The sequence below is a fragment of the Staphylococcus nepalensis genome, assembly GCF_002442935.1.
In the GTDB taxonomy this organism is placed as follows: Bacteria; Bacillota; Bacilli; order Staphylococcales; family Staphylococcaceae; genus Staphylococcus; species Staphylococcus nepalensis.
Window position 1 is genome coordinate 2,286,512 of record NZ_CP017466.1, and the last position, 15,736, is coordinate 2,302,247.

The following is a 15,736-nucleotide window of genomic DNA, read 5'->3' on the forward strand; positions in this document are numbered from 1 at the left end:
TAAGTGCGTATAAAAAGGAGCGAAAACACGAAATCATTTAATTAATTGTGATTTCTTTTTCGCTCCTTTTTATATTTATTAATTTATAACTACGATAATAAAACCAATGAATAGTACTAGCATTGATAATCTTGGTCTACTTTTACCAAATAAACCACTTAATAATACAAATGCTAAACCAACAATTAATAATTGATTATTAAATGTTGTTATTCCCATTAAGTCACCAATCATCATGATAACACCGTATATGATAACGATGATTATTACTAAACTACATAAAATTGATAATACATTAAGCAATTTCACAATATACATCCTTTATAAAAAATTATTTACACTATATGCAGTATAAAACAAAAACGCCGCTTCGAAAAGCGGCGCCAATCTCAAAAATATATTCCACACTAAAGTTTGGAGGACTTTTTGTGCTTAGTATTTTATACCCCTCATTATAAATTAAAAACATAAAAAACTAAATTTTCTAAAAAAATCGCTAAATTAATGTTTAAGGTTTACAGTGTATTAATTTACATATGATTAAGCAAAATAATCAAATAAATTTAATCTTACCATTGGAAAAGAATTAAATAAAAAGTTATCCTATAGTTAAAGTATTAATAACTACAGTTATAAAATGCGACTTTATTCTTCTTTAAAAATAATATTTCTACGCATGTATTATTTTATATAATAGAAAACTTGTTTTTATAAAAAAAGGGTGATGAGATGAAAATATTGCGTAAAGTTTATAAGGATGAAGAACCTATTTATCACGTCAAAACTGACAAGGGTTCTGTAATTAGAATTAAAGGATCTGACGAGTTAACGGATGCTGAAACTCAAGAACTATTAACTCTAGTTGCTCAAGATATTGATAAAATGAAAAAATAAATAACCTTCCGTTTATATAATTAGGATGACTATTCAATAAGGGGTTAAATAGTATCAAATTCTTTTTAATTTATCGATTTTAGTAACACAGGCCAATATCATCCATAATATTGAAATATATAAATATTAAAAATATTAGCCAGTTGTTTTATAAAAGTTGAAGTGCAAACTGTCTCAATATGAAATATGTTGTTTGCATTCATCGATTAGACTCAAATTGTTTATATTCAATTTCACAGAACCAATTTTACATTTATAACGAAGTTGTTCTTATTTATGCAAGGGCTTAAGCTCTTGCATTTTTAATTAGGATTAATACTGGATAGCAAAAGATTATTTTAGAAAAAAACATTTTTGCCCTCGCTTATACCATTGTTATTTCTAAATGTACATCATAAACTCAATATGCGGGATACCATCTTCCATATATGTTTTTGAATTTGCTTGAAACCCAAAGGATTCATAAAATGTTTTCAAATGAGCTTGTCCTGATATTTTTAAAAATTTATGGTGGTATTGTTTTTTTATAATGTCAATCGTACATTGTACAATTTCGCGACCATAACCTTTTTTTCTATAATTTTGAGTTACTAGCACCCTACCAAAACTAATACCATTTTCAGAAGTGACAATGCGGGTATATGCTATAATATTGTTTTCATCATATAATATAACATGTTGAGCATTTCTATCTTTATCGTCTATTTCTTGATAAATACATTTTTGCTCTACAACAAAAATTTTCACTCTTTCTTTTAATATTTCTAATAATTCAATATTCGATAGTTCCTCAGTATACTTTACTTCTAACCTCACCTTACTCATTCCTTTGATTTAATATGTAAAAAGAGACCCAAAATATACTTAATATCTTGGGCATGGATATCATATTGACAGTAGATGACTGGAATATAAATTTTATTGAGTTAGCGGCATTTGTGTATGAGCCTTAACTCTTGTATTCCTTCTTTCTAGTTTGCAAAATTTATAGATAACCCAATGCATATATAGTACGCTTTACCTAGCCTCTTTTTCTAGTCATGTTTACCGCGTCAGATACCGAAATCATAAAAAATATAATCTCTTTCTCATTCTCTTATCTTACGTTTAATAAAGTTGTAATTCACATTTAAGTTATTGCTCGATTAATTGAATTAAATTGCCACATGTATCTTCAATGACTGCCAGTTTAATCCCTTCAACTTCTTTTGGCTTTGTTTTAAATTTAACATTTAAATTGGATAATGATTGATAAGACTGATCTAAATTGGAAACGCCAAACATAGTCACTGGGATACCCGAATTAAACAAATCATTTTGATATGTTTTAGCTATCGGATTATCATTGGGTTCTAAGACAATTTCAACTGGATTGTCAGAATTATTTTCTTTTACTGTTAACCATCTAAACCCTCCACCTATATCCATATCATGCACAAGTTCAAATCCTAACTTCTCTGTATAAAATCGTTTCGCTTTTTCTTGATTATCTACAAAAATACTCATTGCAATAATTTTCAATTCGTTTTTCCTCCATTTATGTTTTAGTTTCTTCTAATATCTATACCCTCATATTATACTTTTCATTATAAATAATTAAATAACAGTTAGTGTTTTATTCAAAACACTAATATTGTCCAAAACTTTAATTATTATATATTAAAAATTAGTAATAACTTAATTTGAAGATATAGATTATCTGTACTAAAATATTAATTGTAAGTTATTTATAGAAATTTTAGGAGGGAATTGGGTTTGAAAACTTTAACTGAGCTTCGTGAAAAAAAACAGTTAAGTTTGTCTAAATTAGCAATTAATTTAAACAAAAACTATGAGAAAGACTACAGAATTTGCCAAATTTGGGATTGGGAACATGATTACAGAGTACCTTCAGAAAAAGATACGAAAATTTTAGCCGACTATTTCCAAGTACCTAAAAAAACCTTTAATTCATAATTATATGAATTTATCTGATAATTAAATTCATATAATTATGAATTAGATAAACTGAAATAGAAACGTATTTTTAAAATTAAAGAGAACGGGACAAATTCTATTTTTTTTAAATCAGACACTGTAGTTCTGTATTATCAATAGTAACTGAAATCGAAAATTTTTAACGTAATCTAATTTTCAATTTACACAGCTATTGCTAACATTATATAAAAATAACCTGGGCCATTGAATTATGGTTCAGGTTATTTTTAAATGATGGTTGTTATTTTTTAAAAACAATTGTTATAAAATAGTCTACGCCTTCAACGGTGTTTGTAACGGAAGGAGTAACTGATACAAGTTCCCAATGTTGCTTGTCATTAATTTCTTGCAAAAATACATTCACACGATCATCAAACGCTTCAAAACTCTCTTCATATTGCATATGCAATGTTTTAATCATCATACAAATTCCTCCTTCCGTTAATGTGACCTAATTAATCTTTTTTATTGTAAAACCTTAAAAAGCTCAAAACAAATATTTTTTAATTGAATATGACTTAATAAACAATATTATTGTAAATATACCTTAAAAATTTTAATACCTCTGTATTTCTCTATTTAACCAGTCTACAATTTCCCTAAAAATGCTCTCATTATAACTAGATTCATTAAAAATCTCGTGCTGCAAATCATCATATATGTGTATCGATTTATGTTCAGATCCGATTTCATCAAATAATTGAATTGAATCTTTATAACTCACTAAACCGTCTTCTTTACCATGTAAAATCAGTATAGGATCAACAAATTGTTGTGCGTTATTTTTTAAGTATTCTACGCCTTCTATCAATGTGATTAATAACCCATTTGATATCTGTTTCGCATTTAAGTCATCTAAGGCATATTTTTTAACGATTGTCTCATCTGAACAAAGACCATCACTTAGAACATTCTCAATATAACTATGCATATTAGCACTTTTATCTATTTTGCCAAATGTTTCTTTATTATATCTTGTTAAAGCGCCAGAAGTTACGATACCATCAACTTTACTCGGATACTGTGTTCCAAATAAAGTGACTGTATAGCCTCCCATACTATGTCCAATCAAATATAACTCACCGTCAAATTGAGACTTAACTTCATTAATAATTGCTGTTAAATCATCAACTATTTCATTAGCAGTGCTATAAAAGGTTTGTTGCCCTTCTGAACGACCATGACCCCTTTGGTCATATCGAATGACATTAAAGCCATTATGATTTAAATAATTCGTCAACTCATCATAACGATCTAAATGCTCTGCCACCCCATGAACAATAATGATATTCCCCTTGGCACTGTTAACCTCATTTACTTTTGTATAAAGATTCGTACCATCTTTTGATGCTATATATTTTATATAGTTCAAATCTTTCACCTCATTTTTTTATTGTTAATCTATTTTATTTACACAAATAACCATAACAAACAATTGATAAACATTTAATAAGGATGAAAGCATAATTATAAAGGCCACCATATATTTATATAAATAAGATTTCCTCTCAAATATATTTAAAATAAAAATAGTGTTTTGCACTCCTAGACTTAAAAGTTTTATTAATATAAAATTCATTATTGTTATATTAACGAAATTTTATAAATAAAAAACATTAAATTAATATATTCCTAATTATTAAATGTATTGCTTTTAACTTTATAGACCATAGAGTCCTATTAATGTAAGTTTATTTTTAGCATTTCGTTAAAATTTTTCTTTTTGAAACAAATCTAAAGGAGCATTTAAATGAAATATTTTGATGAAATACCTGTTATAAGGTCGATAGCAACATTATTAGTAGTATGTGTACATGTTAGTGTAACTTACATAAATACTGCTGACCAAGATGTTATGGTAGATTTTTTAAGTTACATTAACCAGATTGCACGTCTTGGGACGCCAATATTTGCAGTTATAAGTGCATTTTTACTTACAAGTTCCACTTTAAGACGTGGATTTGATTTAAATTATTTTATTAACTCTAGATTCACAAAGATTTTTATACCTTATCTTATATGGACCTCTGTCTATTTATATTATCGAGGCGTTGTAGAAGTTAATCTTAACCCTAATATTCACTTTATGGATTATTATTTATATGGTACTGGTAACTACCATCTTTATTTCATATTAACCGTTATAGAATTTTATTTTCTTTTCCCATTATTACACAAAATTAAAAAAGGATTGCCATTACTACTCACTTATGCTTTTTTCACGGTTATCAATATACTTTGGCTGATCTATGGTGATAATATAAACTTAAGCTCATCCATTTTAAATACCTTTGTTACGAGTAGATCCTTTATATTAAATTGGATATCTTATTTTATATTAGGTATAATTTTTGCCAAATATTATCAAGAAATCATTTCAATCACTAAGAATTATAAAAAGTTATTATTACCTATAATTGGAGTATTATTTATTTCACACCTAATGTTTATTGACTTAAATAATTTACTAACATCATCTCACCCAATATACTTAATGTATACACCATTTTTCTTAGTACTGTTAATATATTTATATGCAATTATTAAAAAAATTAACGTCCTTTTAAAAGTACTTACGCTTATTGGTAATTATTCTATGGGTATATATTTAGTACATCCTTTGATTAAATGGATTGTCTTTAAAATTTCAATTTTTGATAATAGAGAAAGCTTCTTCTTAGTCGGATTGTCTTATATATCTGTGGTAAGTATTTCTATTCTTATAATTTGGCTATTGATGAAAATTCCTAATTCTAATTATATTGTACCTGTGCCTAAAAAATCTAAATATGTTGCTCGTAATAATACACCTTCTATTACTTAAATTAGAAAGTATATCGATAATATTAATTGTCACACATTTTGAGTTAATAACTTTCTCTTAAGTATATTAAACGTAATTTTTACATAAAGACAAATATATAGATGTTTTAACTTTGGGCCATCTATAAACTAATAATGTAATGGATTTTATAATTTTCACTTTTCCTTCAACCTTTTATCAACTTTTAAATCTCAGTTAATGATATGCTTATATTGGAGCGTGATATTGATGGCAAAGTATATTTTGTCCTATAATTTAAATTCCATTTCGTATGGTTATGAAAAATTACCTGCAAAATTAAATAGTGTCGGTAAATCATTGTATATTTATAGAGGGCTTTGGCTCTTAAAAAGTGATTTAGATCAAGCCACTATTTACGAAAGCATTAAAAGTTCATTCAATTCAAATGATGATTTTTTAATATTTGAAATTGAGCAAAGCCCTTTAGGGACTTTAAGTGAACAAAAATATGATGAAATATTAAATTTACTTAATGATTAAACACATTCTATAATTTGAGTGTGTTTTTTTATATATTATTTAAGTTAATTTTCAAAATATGTTATACTCTTTAATACTTAAAAGATTTATGTATAGTACAATTATATAAATGGTCGGTTTTTCATTTTTATTTTCAATTTCATAATTTAAAACAATGACCATTGTTAAGGGGATATTTATGAAAATTATTAATTTGGAGATTAGCAACTATAATATAACTTATACTGTCGAAACTAAAAAAGGTAATGTTTTTACACATGCGCTACCTAAAGATGTCACTACGCATAACGTTCAGCGTTATTTAAATTTATTATGTAATAACGTAGATAAATCAAAATATAGTGCCAAAATACCAAGAGATTTTAACTGAATTTTGATTAATCATACCAAATAACTATTATACTCCACACGCGTTCTAGCAAATGTTGATTCTATTTCATTCGCTAGGATTTTTATATACCTGTCTTTTCATAAAATACTCAAATCAATTATACTTACTTACGCGTATTATAAAATTATTACTAGAATACGTCTTGTTCTGTAAATTTTCTGAAATCTTTCTTTCTACTTCTTATAAAATTATGATATATTAACATTATTTATATTATTTAAAAGGGGTGGAAATTTGAAATTTTCAAATAACAAAGGAAAAGAAACAAACAAAAACGGAAAAAAGCTTGGTATGCCGCATATTTATGTTATTTTATTTATATTTGGCGTATTAGCAACAATATCAACCTATCTTATTCCATCAGGCGAATTTGATCGAATTAAAGGACCTGAGGGTAGAGAAATGGTAGATGCTGATTCATTTCATTATATAACAGCTGCACCAGTTAATATCGTGGATTTTATTTCAATTATTCCCAGAGGTTTGATTGAAGCTGGGGAAATTGTATTCTTTACATTAATTATTGGTGGTATGTTTATGGTATTAAGACGTACCGGTATTATTGAAATTGGTGTTGATAAACTGGCACGTCGATTTTTGAACCACAGTATTTTTATTATTCCAGTACTTACTACTGTATTTGCAATTATCGCTACTTTGATTGGAACGGCTGAGCTTTCACTCGTATACATACCAGTTATCATTCCTTTAATCATCGCGTTAGGTTATGACTCAATTACTGCTACTGCTATCGCATTATGCGGGACCGTTGTCGGTTTTACAGTAGGAGTATTAAATCCAATTAATACTGGACTAGCTCAAAAATTATCAGATATTCCTGTTTTCTCAGGCATTGGACTACGTCTAATTATATTTATAATTGTACTGTTCGTTACGATTTTATTTATTATGCGTTATGCTAAAAAGGTAAAACAAACGCCTGATATGAGTTTAGTTTACCAAGAAGATACAGAAAAAAGAGAAACTTATAAAGACATTACTAAACAAAAACCATTAGTTGCTTCCAAACGTCAAAAAGTGGGCATCGCTGTCGTATTAGCCTTTTTTGTTATACTTGTGTATGGAGTGACAACGCAAGGTTGGTTTATGGTTGAAATGTCCGGGTTATTTATCATTATGGGTATCGTCGTTGGTTTGATTACGGGGTTAAATACACGTGATATTTGCGAAGCATTCAATGATGGTTTCAAAGACGTTTTAATGGGCGCAATCATCGTTGGACTAGCGCGTTCAATCGCAGTGGTGCTTGAAGATGGCAAAATCATGGATAGTATTGTTCATGGATTAGGATCAGTTATTGATGGTGCAACGCCAACTGTTGCAGTAATCGGTATGTACATCGTTCAAGTGTTAATTAACTTCATCATATCTTCAGGAAGCGGACAAGCACTAGTCACTATGCCTATTATGGCTCCATTAGCAGATATGTTAGGTGTTACTAGACAAACAGCAGTCTTAGCTTTCCAACTGGGTGATGGTTTCACTCATGTATTCTACCCGACAAGTGGTTATTTCATGGCTGCATTAGCAATTGGCGGTGTTTCATATACTAAATGGATTAGATTCTTTTTCCCTCTTTTTATTATATGGGGGCTTATATCAATCATTTCACTAATCGTAGCACAGTTAATTGGCTGGTCATAAAAGTTAAATCCAAATATATCAAAAAAGCTATGAAAAACCTATCATGATAGATTTTTCATAGCTTTTTTTTTGTTATATAGAGAAACATTTTTTATAAGCAATTAGAGATTCATCTCGATTTTTGCATCGTAGTTTGATATAAATGTATTTTCATCTTAATTATTAAATATTTGAGGACCTATTCAAAATGATAGTATTGATATACTTTCTTTATAGTAGTCACATAAAAAGAAAATTTTAAAAGAAGACGTTTTATAGCTGAAAATTAGAAAACCATTATAAAGCCCATTAGATTTTTGTTTTAGCCCAACTTTTTATATAGCTTTTATTTAACCAATTTTAAACTAATATCGTTAGGTAATAACATATTCTTTACTTAGAAACAGCTCGTTATTTAATCGTATTTCCGCCATCAATAACAATTGTTTCACCAGTAATAAAATCCGTTGCATCACTAGCTAAAAATAAAGCAATTGCAGCGACTTCTTCTGGCTCTCCAAAGCGTCCTAAAGGAATACCCGCTAAAGCATCTTCCCTCGCTTTACCTACCCATGCTTTATCTGATAGTTCAGTAGCAACTATCGTTGGAGCGATAGCATTTACTTTTATATCGTATTTAGCCCATTCAAATGCTAAACTTTTTGTCATGTTTGTAATACCTGCTTTAGTGACACCGTAAGCAGTATGTCGATCTAACGCAATAATTGCATTTTGACTTGCCATATTTATAATTTTCCCGCCGTCTCCTTGTTTTATAAAAACATTTCCGACTTTTTGAGCCATTTTAAATGAAGCTGTTAAATTCAAATCTATTTGTTTTTGCCAAATATCATCTGACATGTTTTCAGCATAATCTAACAATGCTACACCTGCAGAATTGACTAAAATATCTATTCTTTTAAATCTCTTAATAATTTGCGATATAGCACTATCAATATCTACTTCTTTTGTAATATCGCATTGTATACCTAAGATGTTATCGCTATTCAGTTTTTGAACATCTTTTTTGATATCTAAAACTGCTACTACTGCTCCTTTTTCTATGTAAAAATCAGTAATGGCTTTACCTATACCGCTATTTCCACCAGTCACAACAGCGACTTTACCTGGGATATTAAAATTTTTATCAAACCCTTTAAATTTTTTCATATTTCTATTACCCCTTTCTTATCTAAATTATATGATTGTTATATAGCGCTTTCAAAACCATTGTATAATTTATTATTTCAAGTTCAAAATAATATAACTGAAAGTATATTGCATAAATTTAATATAATTAATGTATTACAATAATTATAGAATATAAATGTTGAGTATTTTTTATGAAAAAGCTTTTTGCCTTCTTAGCCAATTTTCTTAGTATTAACAGTTTGCAGTAATGATGTAGAGGAAGAAAGTAACTCAGATAATAATTCAAATAAAAAGTACACGCTCGAAAAGATAATTTAAAAGAAAGTAAAACGAATAAAAACCAAAATGATGAAAATAACGTTGTAGAGGAAGAAAGTAATATAACAGCGCCTTATCATCAGCTGAACTCTAGACTAAAAATGCCAGCGACGTAGGTTATTATGATGGGGACGATGCTGAAGAAGTTTATAATGAAACAAAACCACGAAAAGCAGATATTGAATCTAGTAAAAATAATCAATATAAAGGTAAGTTGATCTTACTTGTATTAAATATGGCTACTTGAAATTTAATATTTAGCAACAAAATATTACTTCTATCCTATATTTTAACAGATAATAATACAACTGAATTTGAGGCGCACTACTACTTTTTCAATTAACCAATATACTTTTCAAAAAAGACAGTCGTTTGATTGACTGTCTTTTTCATTAATTATTTATTCATGTTTATAATAAACCCTTTTTGCGTTTACGAAAATCTAGCTGTAAATAATCATACATTATTTTAAATAGCTTAATATATATATTAACCAAATTACAATTTTAAAAATAATGAAGATATATATAATGGTAATAATTAGAGATACTAAAAATTGTAAGATTATATTACTAACTTTAAATAGCATAATCGCTAAAAAGGCGAGAGTTATTATGATTGCAACACTCATTTTTCCACCTCTCAGAGCGATCAACTCTGATTTTCCAATAAAATATATCGATCAAAACCCGCTCTATTTAATAGTTATCAAGTACATTTATAACTCTATACTATTCACTATTACAATTATTATAACACGAAACATACGTTCCGTTTCATTTATTAAATATATTATAATAATAAATTATTTCAAAATTACTTTTTATTGATAAAATTACTTCAACAAAAATAATTTGAGGTTTGATATCACTGAGCCCATCTATATAAGGCACCTTAAGTTATGTAATGATAAACAACGTGAAAATTTAATCTCTTAATACTCTCTTTTTATGATAACAGTGATGAAGCAAACAAATATGCTGGCAGTTATTCATATCATCTGTCTTACTTAGAATTTATCATCTATCCTTCATCCAATACCTTTTCCATTCGATAATTTGTAACTTGAAACCCCATTTTATTATATAAAGATACTGCTCTTTGGTTATGGCCAAACACATGTAGCCCAATACTTTGTACTTTTCTCTCTTTACAGTAATTTTCTATACCCAGCATCGCCGCTTCGCCTAGCCCCTCTCCTCTAAATTTTTCATCGATATGTATATCATAAATAAAACTTTTATTATTATCTCCAGAAAAATGCAACCAACAATACCCAATATTTTCATTTGAGTTAAAGATGGAAAATAAATATTCGCCATCTGTTGCTAATCCATTTGGTAGTAGATTTTCAAAAGCCTTACGAGCTCTAGCAATTGCGCCTTCTTTTTTCCAATTACCACTTTTAATATGTTCGTTAGCATACTCATATATACTGTTTTCATAAAAGTTATCATAATCCAATTGAGTCATACGCTCTAAACTTATTGTCATTTAATAATTCCCCCTTTAAATTAGGAACAGTTTAGCACAAATTATTTTACAAATACTAATAAAAAAATGAGCGAGACAGAAATCTTTTGCTTAAAAACTTCATTGTCTCGCTCCCACAAATATGCATAGAGATAAATGGGTTTTGGCGATTATTTTCTGTTGTTCTACTTTAAAACGTGTTAATGGACTCAACGGGTTTAACATCTCATTTAATAATCAATAATTTATAAATCACTTTAATTTTAATGTGATAGCATTTATAGCCACAATAATGGTACTTAGTGACATCAATACTGCTCCGACAGCAGGTGACAATATTAGTCCAATAGATGCTAATACACCAGCTGCAAGCGGCACGGCAACAATATTATAACCTGCTCCCCACCATAAATTTTGAACCATTTTTCTCATGGTGTTTTTAGAAAGTGATAAGAAGTGAATAATATCTGAAGGTGAACTTTTAACAAGAATAACGTCACCTGATTCAACAGCTACATCTGTACCTGCACCTATTGCCATACCGATGTCTGCTCTAATTAAACTAGGTGCATCGTTGATACCGTCTCCAACCATCATTATCTTATTCCCTTTATTTTGATAATCTTGAATTATTTTTTCTTTGTCTTCAGGTAATAACTGCGCATGTACATCTTTTATACCTAGCTCATTTGCTACTGTCTTCGCTACTTCACTGTTATCCCCTGTCAACATCACAGGCGTTATATTTCTTGATAACAAATCTGAAACCATTTGTTTAGAACTTTCTTTAATTTTATCTCCTTGAGCTATAATGCCTATCACTTTATCATTATGAATTAAATAACTCACTGAGTTACCTTGTTGAGCAAGTTTTTGAAATTGGTTTTCATCATATTTAAAATTATTTTTCTCCAAGTAGCTAACATTAGTTATTTGATATTTCTGATTTTCTATAGTTCCTTCTAGACCCACGCCTGGTATATTATTAACCGCTTCAGGATTAATAATATCTATATTTTTACTTTTAGCAAACTCTGTAATACCTATAGCAAGTGGATGATTTGAATTGCTTTCTAATGATGCAAATAAAGATAATACTTGATTATCACTCTTTTGTTCTAAATAACTCTCATAGTGATTAACTGAAAAGTTACCTTCTGTTAATGTACCTGTTTTATCCATCAGAATATAGTCAATATATTGCGCTAATTCTACTGATTCTCTATTTTTAATTATTAATCCATTATGTGCAGCTATGGACGTTGAACGTGCTGTCACCAATGGTATAGCTAATCCTAAAGCATGCGGACATGCAATCACTAATACGGTTACTAATCTTTCTAGTGAAAAATCAATATTATTATATATTAGCATCCATATGATAAAAGATACTACCCCAATACTTACCGCAAAATAGAATAAATAACCCGCTACTTTATCCGATAATAACTCCGCATCGGATTTATCATTTTGGGCTTGATTTACAAGTTCCATCACTTGAGATAAGTAGCCATTTTGTCCCGTTGCAGTTACTTGAACTTGTATAGTTCCTGAACCATTAATAGAACCGCCTATAACCTCATCATTTTGAGCCTTAGTAACTTTTTTAGATTCCCCTGTTACTAATGATTCATCTATAGACGTACTACCTCGAACAATCGTGCCGTCTGCTGGTATACTCTCTCCAGCTTTCACTTCTACAATATCATTCATTGCTATTTCTGATAGTTGTACTTCTTCTTTATGATCAGAATCTATGATTTTAACTGCTGTGTTAGGTAATAATTCAGCCATTTTTTTCAGTGCATTGCCTGCATTGCCAACAGCATTCATTTCTATCCAATGACCTAATAACATAATTAAAATTAATGTAGCTAATTCCCAAAAGAAATCCATGGTATGGGCAGATGCATTGCTAAAATGATTCATATAAAATGCATACAAACTGTAAATATAAGCGACTGAAATACCTAATGCGACAAGCGTCATCATACCAGGTTTTTTAGAAACAAGTTCATCTTTCGCTCCTATTAAAAAAGGCTTACCTCCATAAAAGAATAAAAATGTGGCGAGAACTAATACAATCCAATCAGATCCATTAAATGAAAATTGAAATGGTAATTTTATTCCCATCATTGGTGATAAAATAATTATCGGTATTGCGAAGAACAGTGACACAAAAAATTTACGTTTAAAATTGCCATGGTGATGCGAATGAGCGTCATGGTTATGCGCTTCATGGTTTTCGTGGCTGTGTGTGTGAGATGCTTCGTGCATCTCATGATTATGAACGTTATGTGAGCCGTGATTTTTTAGGTTTGTCATTTTACAACCTCCTTGTCTTGTTTATATTGTTCTCTTAACATAAACAAGCATAACATATACCCCATCTAGGTATAATAATTTTGCTTTGTTTTTATATAAGTAAAAAACGGAACTGAAATCAAATTAATGACTTGTCTTGATTTCAGTCCCGTTTTATGAAAGATAATTATTTGTTTAACATAATGAATATTAATTTGCTTAAAAATTTATTTTCACTATGGTTTCGCTATAAGGTAGCTTACTCTGTTGGTATAACACGACATATTTTGGAGGAACTTAAAAACATATCGTACTGTGTATTTCTATGGATTATTATTAAAACCACCGTCTACTCCCATTTTTTTCATTTTAAGTGCCTCATTTTTGTTGTTCAAAGTAAAAACATGTACCTTCAATCCATTGTTATGAGCGCGTTTAACAATATTTTTTGTAACAGCTTTTTGATTAACCCCAATACCATAAGCAAAATTTGCTAACCGTTCTAATTCTGCATTAGTTAAATTTGAAATGTCTTTATCATCTATAAGCTTTATTAATGGAATATCCTCGTTTAAATTATGTATATTTTGTAAACTCATTTCTGAAAATGATTGTATAATTACCTTTCCTTTTTTTAAATTTTTATCACTTAATAAATGTTCACTCTCTAAATCTTTCATTAAAATTTCATCCATAAATGGATATATATCAGGATGTTTCGTTTCAATATAAAAATTAGTTTTATCCTTATACTCTTTTAGTATTTCAGATAATTCAGGTACTAACTCATGTTTAAATTTCGAATCAAAATGTGAACCAGCATCTAACGCTTTGATTTCTGATAGTGATAAATCATTTACCAAACCATTGCCATTCGTAGTCCTATTTACTTCTTTATCATGCATAGCAATTAATTTATTATCTTTTGTCATTTGTAAATCTAGTTCAATGTAATCCGCTTTTTGTGTAATAGCTTTATCATAAGCAGTAAACGTGTGCTCAGGAGCCGATCCACTTGCGCCTCTATGTGCAATGTTTAAATATTTTTTACTTAAAACATTATCAGAACAAGCAGATAATAATATGATACTTAATAAACTAACAAATATTAACTTTTTCAATTTTATACCTACCTAGATTTATTATATACACAATCTATTTTAGCACATTTGATTAAGTTAAATATTTTAGTTTTTTAATACAGTAATTTTTTTACTTAGATTCATGTTAAGCATTAAAAAGATAGAAAGCGAAGATTACTAAGCAACAAGTATGTGAAGTTTACATTCATATTTATACTATAAGGATCCCTCTTGAATTTAGCTAATTTAAAAAGACAACTTCTGAAATCTATATGTTTTTGTTTTAATCCTATCGATTTTATGGTTAACAGTTATTTTTGTTGAAATCTTATTGCATATAAAAACGCTTCTGAAAGGCTACAAGAGATTCTATAACAAAATTACAATCTTTATCCTTAAAATGTAAAGCTGCTTCGTGCTTTATAGGTAATCTGATTTTTAGTAAATTAACATTTTCTTTAAAATACGGTTCTATTCCACCAATTTTTTTAATATCGTAATTTAAACAATCTGGTATTGTTAAAATGTCACTTCCTATAATATATGCACAAAACAATTGGTAAAATGCATCTTCATCGATAGAATCTAAATAAAGTAACTCTTTTCTCTTATCTCTCGGGTGCTTAAATAAGTTATAAAAGAACTTAGAAATAATATTTCTATCTTTGTAATGTTTTAATGATTTTGAACTTTCATTTGACAATAGTTTTAAATATTCATTTATGTTTTGATTTAAATCCAAATATACCACCTCTTTAAAACACTTTCTTATACATACCCTATATTTAATGTTCTAATATATTAGTTTATGTAAGTCACTCTGTCTTTAATATGAGTTACATCACGTACGATATATCATTCGTTTTTTGCGATAAAATTTGTATTCTAAACATATATTTAATTCTGTTATTATAATATTTAATGCTGAGGCATAAATGCCTCAGCATCATATAGCCAGATGATCTTGACAATGTTTAAATGATTACTATTCAGTAACCGAAAGCTGTTACCTTACATATCAACGTACAAATAATTTATATATATCATTAAAATGACGATTGGTTAACGCATCGCACATATTAAAATTCAGTCATGAAAAGCTAATTATAATATAATACTTCATAATGAAATGATTAATATAACAAATTAGATGTAAATACAAAAATTAATTCAATA

The 15,736-nt window shown here is 28.5% G+C and carries 16 protein-coding genes; 6 read left to right on the plus strand and 10 right to left on the minus strand.

What is annotated here, in order from left to right; genetic code table 11:
• Positions 1-78 precede the first annotated feature (78 nt).
• Positions 79-309, minus strand: a complete 231-nt coding sequence (locus BJG89_RS10975) for a hypothetical protein (RefSeq protein WP_096810628.1) — start codon at positions 307-309, stop codon at positions 79-81.
• A 420-nt stretch (positions 310-729) separates the two neighbouring features.
• Here BJG89_RS10975 and vraX point away from each other — a divergent pair, with 420 nt between their 5' ends.
• The gene (gene vraX / locus BJG89_RS14625; RefSeq protein ID WP_158266109.1) at positions 730-894 is read left to right on the plus strand and encodes a C1q-binding complement inhibitor VraX; all 165 of its coding nucleotides are present in this window, start codon (positions 730-732) and stop codon (positions 892-894) included.
• 381 nt (positions 895-1,275) lie between these two features.
• On the opposite strand, the gene BJG89_RS10980 is transcribed toward vraX, so the two are convergent.
• Positions 1,276-1,719 carry a GNAT family N-acetyltransferase gene (locus BJG89_RS10980; RefSeq protein WP_182478056.1) on the minus strand — a complete coding sequence of 148 codons (444 nt, stop codon included), beginning with the start codon at positions 1,717-1,719 and terminating at the stop codon, positions 1,276-1,278.
• A 309-nt stretch (positions 1,720-2,028) separates the two neighbouring features.
• Complete coding sequence (locus BJG89_RS10985) at positions 2,029-2,415, minus strand: VOC family protein (RefSeq protein ID WP_096810630.1); 387 nt, start codon at positions 2,413-2,415, stop codon at positions 2,029-2,031.
• Positions 2,416-2,649: 234 nt separating this feature from the next.
• Between BJG89_RS10985 and BJG89_RS10990 the strand changes: the two genes are divergently transcribed.
• Positions 2,650-2,850, plus strand: coding sequence for a helix-turn-helix domain-containing protein (locus BJG89_RS10990; RefSeq protein WP_096810631.1), 201 nt, complete (start codon positions 2,650-2,652; stop codon positions 2,848-2,850).
• A 262-nt stretch (positions 2,851-3,112) separates the two neighbouring features.
• Here BJG89_RS10990 and BJG89_RS10995 read toward each other — a convergent pair whose 3' ends face one another.
• Positions 3,113-3,295, minus strand: a complete 183-nt coding sequence (locus BJG89_RS10995) for a hypothetical protein (protein WP_096810632.1) — start codon at positions 3,293-3,295, stop codon at positions 3,113-3,115.
• Between the two features lie 132 nt (positions 3,296-3,427).
• Positions 3,428-4,243: an alpha/beta hydrolase gene (locus BJG89_RS11000; protein ID WP_096810633.1), complete on the minus strand. Its 816-nt coding sequence runs from the start codon at positions 4,241-4,243 to the stop codon at positions 3,428-3,430.
• Between the two features lie 378 nt (positions 4,244-4,621).
• Between BJG89_RS11000 and BJG89_RS11005 the strand changes: the two genes are divergently transcribed.
• The 4 genes from BJG89_RS11005 (at position 4,622) to BJG89_RS11020 (ending at position 8,252) form a co-directional block, all read left to right on the plus strand.
• On the plus strand, positions 4,622-5,695 hold the full coding sequence (locus tag BJG89_RS11005; protein ID WP_096810634.1) for an acyltransferase: 1,074 nt from the start codon (positions 4,622-4,624) through the stop codon (positions 5,693-5,695).
• A gap of 228 nt (positions 5,696-5,923) precedes the next feature.
• Positions 5,924-6,196: a hypothetical protein gene (locus BJG89_RS11010; RefSeq protein ID WP_096810635.1), complete on the plus strand. Its 273-nt coding sequence runs from the start codon at positions 5,924-5,926 to the stop codon at positions 6,194-6,196.
• A gap of 178 nt (positions 6,197-6,374) precedes the next feature.
• A complete protein-coding gene (locus BJG89_RS11015; protein ID WP_096810636.1) occupies positions 6,375-6,566 on the plus strand; it encodes a hypothetical protein in 192 nt (63 codons plus the stop codon).
• Positions 6,567-6,821: 255 nt separating this feature from the next.
• A complete protein-coding gene (locus BJG89_RS11020; protein WP_232514179.1) occupies positions 6,822-8,252 on the plus strand; it encodes a YfcC family protein in 1,431 nt (476 codons plus the stop codon).
• Positions 8,253-8,642: 390 nt separating this feature from the next.
• On the opposite strand, the gene BJG89_RS11025 is transcribed toward BJG89_RS11020, so the two are convergent.
• From BJG89_RS11025 to BJG89_RS11045, 5 genes are all read right to left on the minus strand, one after another.
• Positions 8,643-9,401, minus strand: a complete 759-nt coding sequence (locus BJG89_RS11025) for a GolD/DthD family dehydrogenase (RefSeq protein ID WP_096810637.1) — start codon at positions 9,399-9,401, stop codon at positions 8,643-8,645.
• 1,323 nt (positions 9,402-10,724) lie between these two features.
• A complete protein-coding gene (locus BJG89_RS11030; protein ID WP_096810638.1) occupies positions 10,725-11,195 on the minus strand; it encodes a GNAT family N-acetyltransferase in 471 nt (156 codons plus the stop codon).
• A 231-nt stretch (positions 11,196-11,426) separates the two neighbouring features.
• On the minus strand, positions 11,427-13,451 hold the full coding sequence (locus BJG89_RS11035; protein ID WP_369967585.1) for a heavy metal translocating P-type ATPase: 2,025 nt from the start codon (positions 13,449-13,451) through the stop codon (positions 11,427-11,429).
• Between the two features lie 350 nt (positions 13,452-13,801).
• The gene (locus BJG89_RS11040; RefSeq protein WP_096810640.1) at positions 13,802-14,599 is read right to left on the minus strand and encodes a glycerophosphodiester phosphodiesterase family protein; all 798 of its coding nucleotides are present in this window, start codon (positions 14,597-14,599) and stop codon (positions 13,802-13,804) included.
• Between the two features lie 289 nt (positions 14,600-14,888).
• Complete coding sequence (locus tag BJG89_RS11045) at positions 14,889-15,302, minus strand: hypothetical protein (RefSeq protein WP_096810641.1); 414 nt, start codon at positions 15,300-15,302, stop codon at positions 14,889-14,891.
• Positions 15,303-15,736 lie beyond the last annotated feature (434 nt).

Excerpts from the sequence above, each read along its gene's own strand:
- BJG89_RS11010 (WP_096810635.1), top strand. The coding sequence starts at position 5,924 with ATGGCAAAGTATATTTTGTCCTATAATTTAAATTCCATTTCGTATGGT.
- BJG89_RS11005 (WP_096810634.1), top strand. The coding sequence starts at position 4,622 with ATGAAATATTTTGATGAAATACCTGTTATAAGGTCGATAGCAACATTA.
- vraX (WP_158266109.1), top strand. The coding sequence starts at position 730 with ATGAAAATATTGCGTAAAGTTTATAAGGATGAAGAACCTATTTATCAC.
- BJG89_RS11035 (WP_369967585.1), bottom strand. The coding sequence starts at position 13,451 with ATGCACGAAGCATCTCACACACACAGCCACGAAAACCATGAAGCGCAT.
- BJG89_RS11015 (WP_096810636.1), top strand. The coding sequence starts at position 6,375 with ATGAAAATTATTAATTTGGAGATTAGCAACTATAATATAACTTATACT.
- BJG89_RS10995 (WP_096810632.1), bottom strand. The coding sequence starts at position 3,295 with ATGATGATTAAAACATTGCATATGCAATATGAAGAGAGTTTTGAAGCG.
- BJG89_RS11025 (WP_096810637.1), bottom strand. The coding sequence starts at position 9,401 with ATGAAAAAATTTAAAGGGTTTGATAAAAATTTTAATATCCCAGGTAAA.
- BJG89_RS10980 (WP_182478056.1), bottom strand. The coding sequence starts at position 1,719 with ATGAGTAAGGTGAGGTTAGAAGTAAAGTATACTGAGGAACTATCGAAT.
- BJG89_RS11030 (WP_096810638.1), bottom strand. The coding sequence starts at position 11,195 with ATGACAATAAGTTTAGAGCGTATGACTCAATTGGATTATGATAACTTT.